Genomic DNA, 17,022 nt, shown 5'->3' on the forward strand with positions numbered 1-17,022 from the left:
TAATCAAGCTCGTAAAGCTTCCTGTTGTATCCCGTTTTGCTTCTAGGTAGTGAGGCATTATGAGGAATACGGTCAATAAGGAAGAAGGCTGGAATGAAGGAGGGGTATCATGGATTTTATAGGTGCATATTCATCCGACAACCTGCGCTTTTTGATGGAAGGGTTGAAGATGACATTATACGTCGCTTTCTGGGCGATACTATTAAGCTTTGTAATCGGCTGTATTATCGGCGTGATTCGCTATATGAAAATTCCAGTGCTGTCGCAGGTACTTGCAGTAATCGTGGAAGTGCTGCGTAATCTGCCGCTGTTGCTGATTATCTTTTTCGTACAATTCGCTGTACCGCAGATTCCGATCTTCGGTTTACAGTTTAAGTTTTCGATTCCAGTCGGGGCAATTATTGCCTTAACGCTATTTGAAGCGGCGATGATCTCTGAGGTGGTACGTGCTGGTCTAAAGTCGATTCCCAAAGGGCAGATCGAAGCAGCACGCTCGTCGGGTCTTGGTTCGGTTCAAACATTATGGCATATCGTATTGCCGCAGGGCTTGCGTCGGATGGTGCCGCCGCTGGTGAGTCAATTCATTTCTCTGTTGAAAGATACATCGCTTGCGGTGATCGTAGCGTTGGCAGAGCTGATGCACAATGCGCAGATTATTATTGGACAAAGCCCGAACTATTCCATTCCGATTTTATTGCTTGTCGCCATCATCTATTTTGTTGTAAATTATACATTGTCGATGATCTCCAGACGATTGGAGACGAAAACAGCCTAACTTTTCACAATCCATGCGCAGCCGGTTTCCGGAAGGAGACCGGCTTTTGGTATATAAACAGACAGGTGTTTTTATGACGAAAACAGCATGAGAGGGAATTTTTATGGTAACATATAAACAATTTCAAAAATCGGCAGAGACTATGCTGCCGGATATCGAGGTACGTCAATCCCGTTTTCGTCGCAAAGGGGCTGAGGGGCGAATGCCTGCTCTTTTCAGAAATGAGAAAATTCAGATGCTTGTTGTAGCTCTCGGAACCGCAGTGGCTGGTGAATTCAAAATCAATCCGGTACCCGGCGATCTGTTCCGCATCGGGTTGGGTGGCAGCGCATTTTTGTTGTTTTTGCTGCTGATGAATCGGCTGCCATACATTCGCACGGGCTTGTACACAGCGGTAACGGTCATCGTATTCCGAGTTGTGCTGGATCATCTCTTTTTGCCTATAGCGCCGGGCTGGCTGGATAGTCTACGTGTTCATACATCAGGTGGTTTGTATTATCTGACGTTTTCGGTTGGTATGTATTTGATTCAAAATCAGCTGGAACGTATGAATCTGCTGCTGCTTGGTGTAGTAGCGACGTGTATTGATTTTAGTTCCAATACAGTAGAAATGATTTTGCGCTGGCTACTAAATGGGTCGGATATTTTCAATCCGGCAACATGGGGCTATATTGCGCTGGTGGCGGGCTTGCGTGGATTTTTCGTAACCGGCTTGTACAGCAGTATCGCGGTCAGCCAGATCAGAGCCTTATCGGTGGAGCAGAACAAACGGATGGAACAGATGTTATCGGTAAACTCTGGGCTATATGGCGAGGTCTTTTATCTACGCAAATCGATGGATACGATTGAGCGCGTCACGAGCAGCAGCTATCGGCTGTATACCGATCTGAAAAAGGCAGAACTGAAGGAATTCAGTCAACGCCAGCTCGCTATTACCCAGGAAATACATGAAGTAAAAAAGGATTCGCAGCGCGTTGCTGCGGGGCTGCTCAAGCTGTTTGATCAGGATGCGCAGACGCTGCTGGCGATGTCAGAAATTCTTGATTATGCGATTCGCGGCAATCGCAAATACGCGTCCATGATGAAAAAGCAAATTGTCATCAGCGCGCATCTGGAGCAGGATTTTATGACTGCGGACTATATTCCATTGCTCACCTTGCTTAACAATCTGCTGGCAAATGCCATCGAGGCATTGGATCATTCCGGTGCAATTGAATTGCGGATTGAGCAGGAGGGCAAGTGGACTGTATTGCATGTATCCGATTCAGGCAAAGGCATTCCAGAGAAAAATCGGGAAACGATCTTTGAACCGGGGTTTACAACCAAATTTGGCGAGGGCGGCAGTGCAGCAACAGGGATCGGGCTATCGCATGTGCATGATATCGTGATCTCATTGGGTGGCAGTATTGAGCTGCAATCCGGTAGGCAGCATGATCATTGGAATACTGTATTCGTAGTCAAGCTACCAACGGAAGCATTGAAAAAGGGGGAATAGTATGGGTTTGACGTTTTGTATTGTGGATGATGATCCAGCAACACGCGCGATGCTGGAAAATATTATTTTGGAAAGTCAGCTGGGCGAAGTGACGGGGACTGCGCGCGGCGGTGAAGAGGGCATGCGTATCATTTTGGAAACGCAGCCGGATGTGGTGCTGATTGATTGGCTGATGCCAGATCAGGATGGATTGGAGACGATTGTGCAGCTCAAGCGACAAGGCTTTGGCGGCAAATACGTCATGATCTCGCAGATTGAGAATCAGGAGATGGTCGGTGAGGCGTATCAGTCGGGCATTGAATTTTTCATTCGCAAGCCGATTAACCGCATTGAGGTAGAATCCGTGCTGTCACGCGTTAGTGAGCATTCGGAGATTCGACAGTATCTGAATGAACTCAAATCGTCGCTGTCCAAGCTGGATACTCTTAATTTGTTATCCGCTGATCGTCAAAGCGCTGTGCCGGTCAAGCCGCGCAGTGTAAACGAAGTGATTCGACCGATCTATATGAATCTGGGTATCGTCGGTGAGGCGGGCTGCAATGATATTACGGCGATTATGGAAATGCTGCTGCATCGCGGACAGACTGGACCTTTTCCACCGCTCAAGCAATTGTACGAAGGCGTGGCAGCAGCCTACAAAGCAACGCCGCGTGAAGTGGACAAGGAAGCGAAAGCGATTGAACAGCGTATTCGTCGTACAGTAACGACAGCGCTCACGCATCTGGCTTCGATTGGACTGACTGATTACGGCAATCCCAAGTTTGAGCATTATGCGCCGCTGTATTTTGACTTTGAAGATATTCGCGCTAAGATGAAAGAAATCGACGAAGAACGCGATGATGGCAAAAGCAAAGTCAGCATCAAAAAGTTTTTGCAGGTATTGTATCTAGAAGCGTTGGATCAGATGCAAAGCGTATAAAGAAATACGAAATAAAGAAGCACCTTGCGGTGAGTATAGGATTATCGAGTATCTATAGTAGATACGGATGATCCTATACTCTCTGGCAAGGTGCTTTTGGGTATTGGTGTTATTGGAAGATGAAGAGTGAACGCAAAAGCAAAAGTTCCAATGAAACGTGAAAGGATACTTAGGCTTCCGCGTTCAGGATGAATGTCTCAATCACTTGGGTAATGCCTTCTTCGTTGTTGCTAGCGGTAATATAGTCAGCAATGTCTTTGAGTGGTTGGATCGCGTTGCCCATTGCCACACCGAGACCAGCAGCTTCCAGCATCTCGTGGTCATTCCATGAATCGCCGATTGCAATCGTTTCTTTCAGATCGCAACCGAAATGGTTGGCAAGAAACGTAAGAGCTGCGCCTTTGGTTCCTTCCTTGTGCATGATTTCCAAAAATTCCGGTTTGGATTTGGTAATATGCACGCCGTCGCCCAGCAGCTCGCGTAGAATCGGTTGCAGCTCATCCAGAAATGCAGGATCGTCGATGATCAGCATTTTCGGGGTTGGCATTTCCATCAGCTTGGCAAAATCCGGCTCTACATAGTATTGCGTACGGTTCAGCGTTGTATAATCGATCAAATGCTGGTTCAGTTCACGTGCATACAGCTTGTCGTCGATATACGTTTGCAGATGCAGATTATGCTCAATGCAGTAGTCATACAGCTTGCGCGCTGCTTCAACTGGTACATAACGCTCATACAGTACTTGCTCATCCAGCAGATTTTTAACTAGCGCGCCTTGATACGTAATGATCGGCACATTCAGACCCGTTTGACGAGCGATGGCTTGTGCAGAAGCGTAAGCGCGACCGGTTGCCAGTGTAACCACTGTACCTTTGGCTACTGCTTGCTCCAGTGCTTGCTGGGTTGTAGGAGTCACTTCTTTGTCATCATTGATCAAGGTGTCGTCGATATCAATTGCAATCAGTTTATACATATAGTTTCTCTCCTCTATATTCGGTTATCCCTGTAAAGGGCACCGATGATCTCTATACCTATAGTAATAGTATCCAATTCAGCGCGCTGTAATCAATCTTCCAGCAGAACCAGTCCAACAAAGTCATCCAGCTCGATATTGCCAAAATAATGCTTGATGTCCACGCCGCTCATCGCTTCACGTACGCTGATCTCCTCGTAGCGTTTGCCGCGCAGACGGTTTTCAATATCTGCCACATCGCCGATACCGAAGAAGTCGCCGTAGATTTTGATTTCCTCAATCAGACCGTCTTTGAGATCCATACGAATATCAATAATACCAACTGGGAATTTGCGTGTATGCTTGATATTCGATGCTGGAGATTGACCGTAATTCCAATCCCAGTTGCGATAGCGCTCGGCGGAGATTTCGTGGATTTTGCTCCAGTCTTCTTCAGTGAGTACATATTGCGGGACCTCGGAAGGCTCTACGCCGAAAATATGACGCAGAATCTCTGCACGGAATTCCTGCATGCTGAGCGGTTCTTTGAGGAATTCAGAAATGTTGGCAACGCGGCTGCGTACCGACTTGGTGCTCTTGGATTTGAATTTCTCTGGGTTCACCTTGAGTGCAGATTGTACATTGTCCAGCTCGGAGTCGACCATCAGCGTGCCATGACTGAACATGCGACCACGAGTGGAGAACTGAGCGTTGCCGGAAATTTTACGTTCACCAATCTGTAGATCATTGCGACCGGACAATTCGGCATCGACGCCAAGCTGCTGAAGTGCTTCAACAACAGGCTGGGTGAATTTGCGGAAATTGTGGAACGATTGACCGTCGTCCTTAGTCAGGAAGCTAAAATTCAGATTGCCGTGATCGTGATATACCGCACCGCCGCCAGACAGACGACGTACGACATGAATATGGTTGGCTTTTACATATTCACTATTAATCTCTTCAATCGTATTCTGATGCTTGCCGATAATGATGGACGGCTCATTAATATAAAACAGCAGATAGCTGTCATCCATCGGCAAATGCTTGAGCACAAATTCTTCAATCGCTAGATTGATGGTTGGGTCGTTAATACCCTGATTATCGATAAAGAGCATGGGACGTTCCTCCAGTGTAATTTACCTTACCGGTCAGTTCCGCCTGACTGCTGCCTGTTGTCATCTATCGGTATAGGAGAAAATGGAAATGCAATTCTTCTCCATGGTGTGTCAAACGGAAGCATACAGGGCATACTGCCTGCCTACTTATTGTAAACGAAACGGACGGCAAAACCAATTGAATGTTGCAACATGACAGTATTGTTCAACGTCCGAATGATTTGCAATTCCAGTAAAATCCAGAATATACGTTTATAGAAAAGACACAAGGGTAATATAATGATAACGCTTGCAATAAGGAGGCAAATTCATCATGAATGATCAAGCCAAAGAATTGCTGAAGAGTAAGCAGGAGAAGGACAGTCACAATCAGGATATGAAGAAGTTTGTTGAAGGTAACAATCAGGCTCCCGATCTGGAGCAGGGTGTATCCGATCAAGGTCGTCAACCGGATCAGCAAAACCGCATGAAAGATCAGGAGAATCGACTGGGCTGACTGTGATTGTACAGAAAGTGCGTTCAGGTGTGAACATGTAATATTTGACTACACTGAACAAGCCTAAGACAGAGTACCATTATAGAAATAACAAAGTAGGATACGTATAGCTCTGCCCCAATCATGAAACGGGCAGGGCTTTTTGTTTATGGATTTTGAAAGGGATGTGCCTGCTGTTCACAATGGTATTTGCATTGTGACAAGGGCAAATTTGCCCTATAATCAGAGGGATTGGTTGTCCAATACAGAACCTGAATAGATCAAAGGAGAATCCATAATGAATCCAACACGTTACACCAAACGCTGGCTGTCCTCGGTTATGATGACGATGGCACTAGCTTTGCTGCTGGCAGCTTGTGCTCCAACGCAGGAAGCACCTTCCAGTCAGCCATCGACGGAAAGCACCACCCAAAGCACTAATACATCTACAGCGACAAGTGGTGAGCAAACGACCTATCCGCTAACGATTAAGGATGCGACTGGTCAATCATTTACATTCAAAGAAGCGCCAAAACGCATCGTATCCATCTCTCCAGCAGAGACGGAAGCGCTATTCGCTATCGGTCTCGATCAGCAGATTGTCGGTGTATCGGAATATGACGATTATCCGCAGCAGGTTAGCACCAAAGCCAAAATCGGCGGTATTAGCGAGCCGGATGTAGAAGCGATTGTAGCGCTGAACCCGGATATTGTCTTCACTGGCATTTCTTCCAGTGAGGAATTAGTGAAGAAGCTGCGCGCTTCGGGAATCAATATTTTCAAAACAACACCGAAAACGGTAGACGATGTAATCAGCAATATTCAACTGTACGGTCAGATTACGAATCATCAGGCACAGGCAAAGCAGGTGACTGACCATATGCAGGAGCAGGTGAAAATGGTCACGGATGCTGTATCGTCGGTGAAAGCAGCAGACAAGAAAAAAGTATATATTGAGTTCTCCCCGGGCTGGACCGTGGGCAAAGGCGAATTTATGGATGAGCTGATCACGCTGGCAGGTGGCATCAATATTGCTGGCGATAACGAAGGCTGGTATGAGATTAACGAGGAAAATATCGTTGCTGCTGATCCAGATGTCATTTTGTATTCCAAAGAATCGGTCGATTCTAAAACGAATCAAAGTCTGGATCAGATCATTCGCGCCCGCAGTGGTTGGGACAAAATCAAAGCGATCAAAAATAATCAGGTATTTGGATTAGACGATGATCTGGTTAGCCGTCCAGGTCCGCGTGTGACTGATGGGCTGGTAGAGATTGCGCATGCAATCTACCCTGATCTGGTCAAACAATGAGTCGTCAAGCAGGATGGCCACTGCTGCTGTTTGTAGTCCTGCTTATCCTTAGCGTCATTCTGACTGCTGGTATCGGATCAGTGCATATTCCAGCAGGTCAGATTACGCGTATTCTGCTGTATCATGTGCCTTGGCTACATCACTGGATCACGCCAGATTGGAATGAGGCAGCTCAGCAAATTATGCTAAAAATTCGCTTGCCACGCGTGCTGCTTGCGCTGCTTGTTGGTGCGGCATTGGGCGTAGCGGGAGCCGCCTTTCAGGGGGTGCTGCGTAATCCGTTGGCTGATCCGTTTACATTGGGTGTTTCATCCGGTTCGTCGGTTGGTGCAGCGGTATTGATTTTTACGGGGTATCAGTATGCGCTGTTCGGCAGTGGAACTTTGCCATTGGTTGCTTTTGTTACCGGAGCGTTGACCTTATATGCGGTACTGGCGCTAGCGAGGGAGGAAGGACGCATCCCCACAGCCAGTCTGATTCTGGCGGGCGTGGTGATGCAGTCGTTTCTTGGAGCGATTGTATCGTTTCTGGCGTCGATGTCAGAAGGTAGTGTAAACGAGATTATTTTCTGGACGATGGGTAGTCTTAGTTTGCGCGGATGGTCATATGTGACGGTGATGCTGCCGTATGTGCTGATCGGTATCGTTTTTTTATGGAGTCAGAGTCGGGCGATGAATATACTGGCACTCGGTGAAAAGGAAGCAGCGCATCTTGGACTTGCCGTGGATCGTACGAAGCTGATTGTACTGGTTGTAGCTACGCTTGTGACAGCGGCAGCGGTATCTGTATCGGGCGTTATTGCGTTTGTCGGGCTAGTGGTACCACATATGATTCGTTTGCTATTTGGGTCGGATTATCGCTTGCTGATTCCGCTATCTGCACTGGGCGGAGGGTTTTTTTTGATGTGGGCAGATACTGTGGCGCGTACAATTTTGGCACCGACTGAGATTCCACTCGGTGTAGTCACTGCATTTGTGGGCGCACCGTTTTTCGCTTATTTGCTGCATCGGAACAAAAAGCAGCGGAATATCATCTGAATCGCATAAAGATGAGGAGGTGAGTGGATGCGGAAGATGGAAAAGGAGCAATGGAAAAAGTGGAAGCATGATGATGGAAGGAATGGCTTACCGCTATCCACTGCATTGGCTGCTTCCTTCAAAAAAACCAAAGATGATGTATTGCCCTCCACCGTAGCTCCTGTTGTTCAATTAGAGCAGGTAAGCAAGCGTTATAATAACCGCGAAGTGCTGCATGGTATCGACTGGTCGATACAGCCTGGCGAATGCTGGGGCGTAATCGGACCGAACGGCAGCGGCAAAACCACATTGATGCAGCTAATCGCTGGTACGGAACATACTCATGCTGGTCAGGTATCCTTAAACGGTAAGCCCTTATCAAGCTATAGTCGGCGCGAGATCGCCCGATTCATAGCAGTGCTGCGTCAGGATGGTTTGGCTCCGCTGCATTATCCAGTGCGCGAAGTGTTGGCGATGGGGCGGTATCCGTATCAAAATTGGCTCGGACGTGATGAAGCGCAGGATGTGGAAGCATTGCTGCATGATATTATGGAGCGACTGGATTTACTACCGCTAGCGGACAAGCCGTTAGATCAATTAAGTGGCGGGCAGCGTCAGCGGGTGGCTTTTGGCAAAGTAATGGCGCAGCAGCCCAGACTGTTGCTGCTGGACGAACCGACAACGTATCTGGATATTGCGTATCAGGTGCATTTTATGGAATGGCTGGATCAATGGCGCAAGGAAACGGGGATTACTGTGATCGCTGTGCTTCATGATCTGAACCTAGCGGCACGATATTGTGATCGATTGCTGGCGCTTGATCATGGACAGATCATTAGGAACGACACGCCACAGCAGCTGATGCAGGAAGACGTGATTCGCCAATTGTTTCATATTCAGCCTGCCATCGTGCATCATCCTGAGATTGATGTACCACAGTTATTATTGAAACGCAGAGCTGGATCAGAAACTGGTAAATCAGTGGACTAGAATGGTAAACTCTCAGCACCATGCAACAATCGAAAAACAGTATCGTCACAAGAAGTATCGTGGCAAAAAAGTACCATTATGAAAAAAATATTCCGCAAAAAAGTATCATCACGAAAAAGTATAATCGCAGAACAGTATGCCCAGCAGATCCACGCGGCATACTGTCTTTTATTTCATCATTAGTATCCAGCAACATAATCTCTGCACAGAGCAGCTACATAAAGGAGTGATCCAATGGACAAGCAGGCAGCCGTAATTATGTTACAAGGCACTGCCTCGGATGTGGGCAAAAGTATGATTGCTACCGCCTTATGCCGCATCTTCCGTCAGGACGGCTGGCGTACCGCACCGTTCAAGTCGCAAAATATGGCAAACAACTCCTACGTTACTCCTGATGGCAAAGAAATCGGACGTGCGCAGGGAGTACAGGCAGACGCATGTGGGCTAGCGGCAACGACGGATATGAATCCGATTTTGATCAAGCCGACTGGCGATATGCACTCGCAGATCGTTGTGCATGGCAAACCGTATGCACAGATGAGCGCTTGGGCATACCGTGAGGAATTTTTACCTAAGGCGCAGCAGCTTGTGATGGATGCGCTGAATCGATTGCGAGCCAAGCATGATGTAGTCGTGATCGAGGGCGCAGGTAGCCCAGCAGAGATTAATTTGAAAAGCCGCGATATTGTGAATATGAATCTGGCAGGCTGGGCGGATGCCCCAGTGCTGTTGATTTCGGATATTGATCGGGGCGGCGTATTTGCTTCATTGGTTGGAACGCTACAATTGCTAGAGCCGCATGAACGTGAACGGGTGAAGGGGATCATCATCAACAAATTCCGTGGTGATCCGGCATTGCTACAGCCGGGCGTAGACTGGTTGGAGGAATATACAGGCATTCCTGTGCTTGGTGTATTGCCACATGATCTTGGTTTGCAGCTAGATGCCGAGGATTCGCTTGCATTGGAAACGCGACGGTATCGACATAATCCTGAAAAGGAATTGGATATTGCTGTTATTCGTTATCCACGCATCTCCAACTTCACGGATTTTGATATGCTGGAGGCAGAGCCGGATGTATCGGTTCGTTATGTAGAACATGCCGGGCAGCTTGGCGTACCGGATGCTGTCATTTTACCGGGCAGCAAGGATACGCTGTCCGATTTGCAGTTTATACGTGAGCGCGGTCTGGATATGGCGTTACAGCAATTACGAGCCTACAAGCCTGTGCCATTGATTGGTATTTGCGGTGGGTATCAGATGCTCGGCTATACGCTGACTGATCCGGGTGGATATGATTCGCCGCATATTCGCACGGAGCCGGGATTGAACTGGCTGCCAGTAACCACCGTATTTGCTGCGGAAAAGAAAACCATTATTGTAGAAGGTCATTTGCGAAGGGAGGCATGTGAGGTATTATCCGCGCAGAAGCCCACTCCTTCTCAGGAAACCTCTATTACCAATATTCCTGTCACTGGCTACGAAATTCATATGGGAGAAACCGTATGTGTCGAATGGGAGCATCATCAGCCAATGTTTACATTGCACAATGAAGCTGTAGATGGCTGTATTTCACCAGATGGCTCGGTATGGGGAACGTATCTTCATGGGATGTTTGACAATGATCAGTTTCGTCGTCACTGGCTCAATACTTTGCGGCAGCAGAAGGGATTGGAGCCTCAAATCGTAACGGTGCAAACGGAGCAGTATCGTCAGCAAGCATTTGACCGCATGGCGGAATTGGTTCGTGAGCATCTAAATATGGAGCAGGTTTATGCCATTGTACGATCTTCTGTAGAACAGGTTGAAGAGTAAATCGTTAGTTTGCTATCATTACAAACAAAACAAGCAGAAGTCGCTGTATGGACTTCTGCTTGTTTACATTCATGATGGATCAGCATCATCGGAGCTAGTTTACTTCAACTTGAACTTGCTCACTGCATTTTGTAATGCCATTGCTTGTTCGTTCAGTTCCTCCATGACCGCAGCATAAGCAAGCATTTCGGACGATTGGCGTTGCGTATTTTTGGCGATGCCTTTGATATTATCTAATGCTTTTTGGGTGATTTCGGCAGTTTCATCCACCGATGCGCTCACTTGCTCGGAGCCAGCAGAGATTTCCTGAGTAGCGGCAGATGCGGATTGTACGGTCATATTGACCTGCTGCACCAGCTCGACCAGTTGATCAAAGGATTGACCTGCTTGCTGCACCAGACGTGTACCGGATTGTACTTCTTCGCTCACACGATTCATTGATTCGGTTGATTTCAGCGATTCTTCGCGGATGGATTGCAGTGCAGATTCGATCTGTTGAGCAGCGCCACGAGATTGGTCAGCCAGATTGCGAACTTCGGCAGCTACAACGGCAAAGCCGCGTCCATGTTCACCTGCGCGTGCTGCTTCGATAGAAGCATTCAGGGACAGCATTTGAATCTGTTTGGTAATCTCACCGATGGACAGTAAAATCTGACTAATCGCTTCGGAGCGGTTGATCAGCATTTGTACCGATTGACGAGTATCGGAAACAACCAGCTCGACTGAATTCATTTGAGTTACAGCATTTTGCGCCATACCATTACCGGTTACTGCATGATCAGACGCTTCGCCCAATTGCTCGGAAATGTCAGAAGTAGAGGTGGCGATATGCTGAATGCCGTTCGTGATCTCCTCCATAGCACGTGCATTTTCGGTAGAGGAAGTCGCAATCGTTGTACTGCCATCCTTGATCGTATTGATCGAGGTCACGGATTGATCGACCATGCCCTGCATTTTGTTAATGCGCGCTGTTAAGGCTTCGGTACCGAGGGAGACTTTTTCGGAACTATCCAGTACCTGATGAACCATAGTACGCAGATTTTCAGTCATGAGACGGAATCCGCGTGCCAGCTGGGCAATCTCGTCGCTGCCAGTCATTTTGATATCCTGCTGCAAATTCCCTTCGGCAACGAGACGCGTATGACGAACGAGACGTGCCAACGGCAGAGTGATTTTGCGGCTAAACCGATAAGCAACAATCATACACACAATTGCTGCCAATAGTGCAACGATTAGCGTCGTCCAGATCAGATTGGCTGTGATGCCATCGACAAAGCTCGCATCCATACTGGCAGCGACGAGTACCGAGCTGCCTGGGACATGATAATAATACGTAACATGTGAACCGGTACTGGTGCTATAGAGATCAGTTAACAATTTATCTTTTTCCATTGCTGTATTGATATTCTCATTCAGCTCAACTTCTTGACCGTCTTTGAAGTTTTTGGATTTGTTCGCAACAGCAACAACGACCGCTTTTTCTTTTTCGACACGTAGCACGTACAGATTATCCAGCTCATAGGCGGTCAATTGTTCGCCCAAATACGATTCCAGCTTCATGATCTCACCGCTGTTCCCCTGAGCAGCCTGCATGACCTGTGTATTATCGAGATCTTTCAAAATGCCGTCCATTGCGATATTCAGCACCTGACGGAACTGAGGCACCACGTTTTTATCCACAATCCCTCTAGTCATCATATAGAAAAAGATACTCATGACCAGGCAGACCGCGATAATCAGCAAGGCAAAAGTCACCATGATTTTGCGGCTGATCGATTGATTGATAAAACGAAACATATGAATTCCCCTTCCTCTACTTGACGCGCTGTAAAGTCTAAGATGTCAACGATTGCGTCTATCCATTCTTATTTCCAGTACAACTTCCCCCGACGTAACATTAGCTAACATAAAGCATGGTAATATCCAAACGGTACTCGTCTACATGGAGCAGATCATATGATTTTAATATATGTAGTTATGAGCATCCGGCATGAAATCAGCGGATCGTCTCCCTTCCAGCTTTCGTCAATTCATAATCTGTTGGTATCAGTATGAACACAAGACCAGGCTCTTTATATGCTAAAGGTACTAAGTAAAAAGGCTTAGATAATTTCTTATTTTATATCAATTGACCGTTGTTTGAATAGTTCTTTCTGCACGCAAAATGTCAAAAACATAAAAAAAATCGCAAAATGACGAAAATATTGGCAAAAAAATCGAAAAATATATCATATGATTAACACTACTTGTTTACTCGGTATTATGATACAATGGTCAAGGCATTCGTTGTTTATACACAAAATGTAGAAGAAAAGGGGAGAATTAACGAATGAACGTAGGATTAGTTATTTTAAATGTGCTTCTGCTGGTTGTATTAATCGGCGTGCTATTCTGGATGCAGCGCAAGCATGTTTCATTTACGAAGCGTGTATTCACAGGGTTGCTGCTCGGTATTCTGCTAGGAGCGCTTATTCAATGGATATATCCGGCAGATTCGGACATCGTGTCGGACTCGATGCAGTGGTACAGTTTGGTCGGTAACGGTTATGTAGGCTTGCTGCAAATGGTCGTTATCCCGCTGATTATGGTATCGATCATTATGGCAATTTTGAAGCTGAGTGGTCGTCAGAATTTGGGTAAAATCAGCACATCGATTCTGCTCGTTCTACTGCTCACCACAGCGGTTGCTTCCGCGGTCGGTATCGCTTCGGCACTAAGCTTCGGCTTGACGGCAGAGGGTATGCCTGTTGGCGAAACTGAGCAGCAGCGCGGTACGGTACTGGAAGAACGACTAGGCGAGGTGCAGGACAAATCGCTACCTGCACAGCTGTTGGAATTCATTCCAACCAATCCATTTGAGGATATGACTGGCGCGCGTCCATCATCCACACTGGCTGTCGTTATTTTCTCTGCATTTGTCGGTGTTGCAGCACTGGGCTTTATGCGTAAGAATCCACAGCAAGGCGAAGTATTCCGCAATCTGATGGAGTCGATCTATGGTGTGGTCATGCGACTCGTAACGATCATTTTGCGTCTGACGCCGTATGGTATTCTGGCGCTTATCGCCAAAATGGTAGCTACAACCAGTGGGCAGGACATTATGAACCTGTTCAAATTCGTAATCGCTTCATACGTAGCGCTGATTGTTATGTTTATCATTCATCTGATTATTTTGGCATTTAGCGGGCTGAACCCGTTCCAATATGTGAAAAAGATTATTCCGACGCTGACCTTTGCCTTTACTTCGCGTTCCAGTGCGGCAACGATTCCACTGAATGTGGAAACGCAGACGAATAAGCTGGGCGTATCGGAAGGTATCGCCAATCTGTCGGCAAGCTTTGGTGCAACGATTGGGCAAAATGGCTGTGCAGGTATTTATCCGTCCATGCTGGCGATTATGATCGCACCGACGGTAGGTATCAATCCGCTGGATTGGCAGTTTATTTTGACATTGATTGCCGTGGTAACGATCAGTTCGCTCGGCGTAGCGGGTGTTGGTGGGGGAGCTACCTTTGCCGCATTGATCGTATTGTCGACAATGAATATGCCGGTTGCACTTGCAGGGCTGTTGATCTCCATCGAACCGTTAATCGATATGGGTCGTACCGCGCTGAATGTGAGCGGCTCGATGACAGCGGGGGTAGTCAGCAGTCGCGTGCTCAAGGAGCATGATCGTGCGAAGTACGACGAGCCAGATCGCGGTTTGGATACGGTAGAGGCGTAAGCAAGCAGGGACAAGCCTAGCTAGAGCATAAAGAAAGCTATCCAGTAGGCATAGCTAGAATATAGAGAAAGCATGCAGAGCCGAAGCGTTTTCGGAATTTGCATGCTTTTTTGTTCGTGTTCATTTATACTATTTCCGAGTAATTATATGATATTGCAGGAATAACCGGAATTCGTCTGTCCTATGCTATACGCATACACGGAAATGGAGGCTGTTTATGAGCAATTCTGCTTCATCCTGTAACGATAAGGACTTTCGCGCGCGGTATCGCAGTCAGCGTCAGCATCTGGTGATCGGGCAAATGTCTGGCACATCATTGGATGGGCTGGACACAGCGCTTGTACACATTGTAGAAGGTGAAAATGCAACACCGTCGGCAGAGCTTCGTGCCTTTCATTTTATCCCATATCCATCTGAACTGCGTGATTGGTTGCAAGCATTGTGCTCGCCGCAAACTGCACGGATTGATCGACTGGTTCAAGCTCATGTTGCTATCAGCGAATGGCATGCTTATGCTGTACAGCAACTACTAGAACAACAGCAGCTGACCAGTGACGATATTGATCTGATTGCTATGCACGGACAAACGGTATGGCATGCGCCGGAACCGCAGCCTTTTCCGGGACCGGAGGGTACACCACTGGCTGTACGAGCGACGCTACAAATTGGCGAATTGTCAGTCGTACAGGAGCGTACGGGCATTCCGGTCATCGGCAATTTTCGAGCAGCGGATATGGCAGCAGGTGGAGAGGGAGCACCCTTAACGCCCTATGTGGATGGATTGCTATTTGGTAGTGAGCACGAAGGTCGCGTCATTCAAAATATTGGCGGTATCGGCAACGCCACCGTTTTGCCCGCTGGAGCACGGCAGCAGGACATCTGGGCATTTGATACAGGACCGGGCAATATGGTGATGGATGAGCTGGTACGGCTCGAAACGAATGGCAGACTACAGTATGATCCGCAGGGGGAGATTGCTGGAAGTGGGCAGGTGAATGAAGCGCTGCTGGCTACCTATTTGAGTGACCCGTACTATGATCGCAAGCCGCCAAAAAGCACGGGACGTGAAGTGTATGGCGCGTCCTTTGCGCGTCAATGTCTAGAGCAGGGGCTACAGCAATCGCTTTCTTTTGCCGATATATTGGCGACGGCAACGGCGTTAACAGCAGCTACGATTGCACAGGCAGTAGATCGTTGGATTATCCCTCAGCATGAGGTGAAAACACTGCTAACCTGTGGCGGCGGTTCGTTCAATCTGACGCTGCTAGGCATGCTGGAACAACGCTTGCCGAAAGGGATAATGCTTGGTCGCACTGCGGATTTTGGCGTGCCGGATGAAGCGCGTGAAGCGATGGCTTTTGCCCTATTAGGGCATGAAGCATTGATGGGCAGAACGACCAATTTACCTGCGGTCACCGGAGCATCCCATCCTACCATTCTTGGCATGATGGGGTTGTAGAGACTACATTCCTGTGATAAAGTTAAACAGGTTTTCAGCAATGTTTCACCATTTTCGCGGTTCGTAACCATCCCGCGTTATCAAAACTAGGGGGAAATAAGATTGTTCAATATAGGCTGGGGTATTTTATTCGTTCTTATTACGTATACATTATTTGTATTGAGTTATCGCTTATTTGGCATTAAGGGCATGTACGGCTGGATCGCCATCGCCGCCATTCTCGCCAATATTCAAGTGGTCAAAACAATTGAACTAGCGGGTGTCGTAACGACGCTAGGCAATACGCTATATGTGAGCATGTATCTGGCAAGTGATCTGCTGAACGAGCGCTTCGGTCCCAAAGTGGCACGACGCGCCGTTTGGTTTGGCTTTTTCACGTTGATTGTTACTACAATTGTGATGCAGATGGCATTAAAATTCCAAGTGGCACCGGGGGTGGATATTTCCTCAGATGCACAAGCAGCACTGGAATTGATTTTCGGACAAATTTCCATTCTGCTGATTGCCAGTCTGACGGCATATCTGGTCAGTCAATTGCTGGATGTACGTTTATATCGCTGGCTGCGCCGCTTATTCCCAGCACCCAATCAGCTGTGGATTCGCAACAATGGCAGCACGATGATCAGCTCGTTTGTCGATACGCTGATCTTCTGCACGATTGCCTTTCTTGGTATGTATGAATGGTCAGTATGGCTGGAGATTCTATTCACCACGTATATTCTAAAATTCATTTTGACCGCTGTGGGTACGCCGTTTCTGTATTTGGCGCGCAGCTTTAAAGTGCCTGCTGAGGATCAGCCGCTGCTGATTCGTCCAGCTGCTGCCAAAGGCGAAGTGGAATCTACTCCACCGCAACATTCGCTGTAACATCGTATTCTCTTAGATTGTCGATTGTATTGTCGATTATTAGGAAAAGAAAACACGCCATGCCTCAAGCTTGATTAAGTAGAGGATGGCGTGTTTTCTTTTGAAAAT

At 47.4% G+C, this 17,022-nt stretch carries 14 protein-coding genes; 11 read left to right on the top strand and 3 right to left on the bottom strand.

Annotation, left to right across the window (positions count from 1 at the left end; translation table 11 throughout):
* The first annotated feature begins 109 nt into the window (after window positions 1-109).
* The 3 genes from ABXR35_RS02375 (at window position 110) to ABXR35_RS02385 (ending at window position 3,189) form a co-directional block, all read left to right on the top strand.
* On the top strand, window positions 110-775 hold the full coding sequence (locus ABXR35_RS02375; protein WP_367054913.1) for an amino acid ABC transporter permease: 666 nt from the start codon (window positions 110-112) through the stop codon (window positions 773-775).
* A 103-nt stretch (window positions 776-878) separates the two neighbouring features.
* Window positions 879-2,270, top strand: coding sequence for an ATP-binding protein (locus ABXR35_RS02380; protein ID WP_367054916.1), 1,392 nt, complete (start codon window positions 879-881; stop codon window positions 2,268-2,270).
* A 1-nt stretch (window position 2,271) separates the two neighbouring features.
* Window positions 2,272-3,189 (top strand): response regulator, encoded by a 918-nt coding sequence (locus tag ABXR35_RS02385; protein WP_367054919.1) that lies wholly within the window; start codon window positions 2,272-2,274, stop codon window positions 3,187-3,189.
* 169 nt (window positions 3,190-3,358) lie between these two features.
* Here ABXR35_RS02385 and ABXR35_RS02390 read toward each other — a convergent pair whose 3' ends face one another.
* Together ABXR35_RS02390 and lplA are read right to left on the bottom strand one after the other, a co-directional pair.
* Window positions 3,359-4,162, bottom strand: a complete 804-nt coding sequence (locus ABXR35_RS02390) for a Cof-type HAD-IIB family hydrolase (RefSeq protein ID WP_367054922.1) — start codon at window positions 4,160-4,162, stop codon at window positions 3,359-3,361.
* 92 nt (window positions 4,163-4,254) lie between these two features.
* Window positions 4,255-5,256: a lipoate--protein ligase gene (gene lplA, locus ABXR35_RS02395; protein ID WP_367054925.1), complete on the bottom strand. Its 1,002-nt coding sequence runs from the start codon at window positions 5,254-5,256 to the stop codon at window positions 4,255-4,257.
* Between the two features lie 313 nt (window positions 5,257-5,569).
* On the opposite strand from lplA, the gene ABXR35_RS02400 reads away from it, so the two are divergent.
* The 5 genes from ABXR35_RS02400 (at window position 5,570) to ABXR35_RS02420 (ending at window position 10,864) form a co-directional block, all read left to right on the top strand.
* A complete protein-coding gene (locus ABXR35_RS02400; RefSeq protein ID WP_367054927.1) occupies window positions 5,570-5,752 on the top strand; it encodes a hypothetical protein in 183 nt (60 codons plus the stop codon).
* A 277-nt stretch (window positions 5,753-6,029) separates the two neighbouring features.
* Window positions 6,030-7,043 carry an ABC transporter substrate-binding protein gene (locus ABXR35_RS02405; protein ID WP_367054930.1) on the top strand — a complete coding sequence of 338 codons (1,014 nt, stop codon included), beginning with the start codon at window positions 6,030-6,032 and terminating at the stop codon, window positions 7,041-7,043.
* On the top strand, window positions 7,040-8,080 hold the full coding sequence (locus ABXR35_RS02410) for a FecCD family ABC transporter permease (RefSeq protein WP_367054933.1): 1,041 nt from the start codon (window positions 7,040-7,042) through the stop codon (window positions 8,078-8,080). Before ABXR35_RS02405 ends, ABXR35_RS02410 begins: the two co-directional genes overlap by 4 nt.
* A gap of 27 nt (window positions 8,081-8,107) precedes the next feature.
* Window positions 8,108-9,049 carry an ABC transporter ATP-binding protein gene (locus ABXR35_RS02415; RefSeq protein ID WP_367054936.1) on the top strand — a complete coding sequence of 314 codons (942 nt, stop codon included), beginning with the start codon at window positions 8,108-8,110 and terminating at the stop codon, window positions 9,047-9,049.
* Between the two features lie 234 nt (window positions 9,050-9,283).
* Window positions 9,284-10,864 carry a cobyric acid synthase gene (locus ABXR35_RS02420; protein ID WP_367054939.1) on the top strand — a complete coding sequence of 527 codons (1,581 nt, stop codon included), beginning with the start codon at window positions 9,284-9,286 and terminating at the stop codon, window positions 10,862-10,864.
* A gap of 99 nt (window positions 10,865-10,963) precedes the next feature.
* Here the strand turns inward: ABXR35_RS02420 and ABXR35_RS02425 are convergent, their stop codons facing one another.
* Entirely contained in the window at window positions 10,964-12,661 is a 1,698-nt protein-coding gene (locus ABXR35_RS02425; RefSeq protein WP_367054942.1) for a methyl-accepting chemotaxis protein, read from the bottom strand.
* Window positions 12,662-13,193: 532 nt separating this feature from the next.
* Between ABXR35_RS02425 and ABXR35_RS02430 the strand changes: the two genes are divergently transcribed.
* The 3 genes from ABXR35_RS02430 (at window position 13,194) to ABXR35_RS02440 (ending at window position 16,914) form a co-directional block, all read left to right on the top strand.
* Window positions 13,194-14,588: an L-cystine transporter gene (locus ABXR35_RS02430; protein WP_367054945.1), complete on the top strand. Its 1,395-nt coding sequence runs from the start codon at window positions 13,194-13,196 to the stop codon at window positions 14,586-14,588.
* 217 nt (window positions 14,589-14,805) lie between these two features.
* Complete coding sequence (locus ABXR35_RS02435) at window positions 14,806-16,047, top strand: anhydro-N-acetylmuramic acid kinase (protein ID WP_367054948.1); 1,242 nt, start codon at window positions 14,806-14,808, stop codon at window positions 16,045-16,047.
* A gap of 102 nt (window positions 16,048-16,149) precedes the next feature.
* Window positions 16,150-16,914 carry a queuosine precursor transporter gene (locus tag ABXR35_RS02440; RefSeq protein ID WP_367054951.1) on the top strand — a complete coding sequence of 255 codons (765 nt, stop codon included), beginning with the start codon at window positions 16,150-16,152 and terminating at the stop codon, window positions 16,912-16,914.
* The last annotated feature ends 108 nt before the right edge of the window (window positions 16,915-17,022 follow it).

The sequence above is a fragment of the Paenibacillus sp. JQZ6Y-1 genome, assembly GCF_040719145.1.
Taxonomy (GTDB): domain Bacteria; phylum Bacillota; class Bacilli; order Paenibacillales; family Paenibacillaceae; genus Saccharibacillus; species Saccharibacillus kandeliae.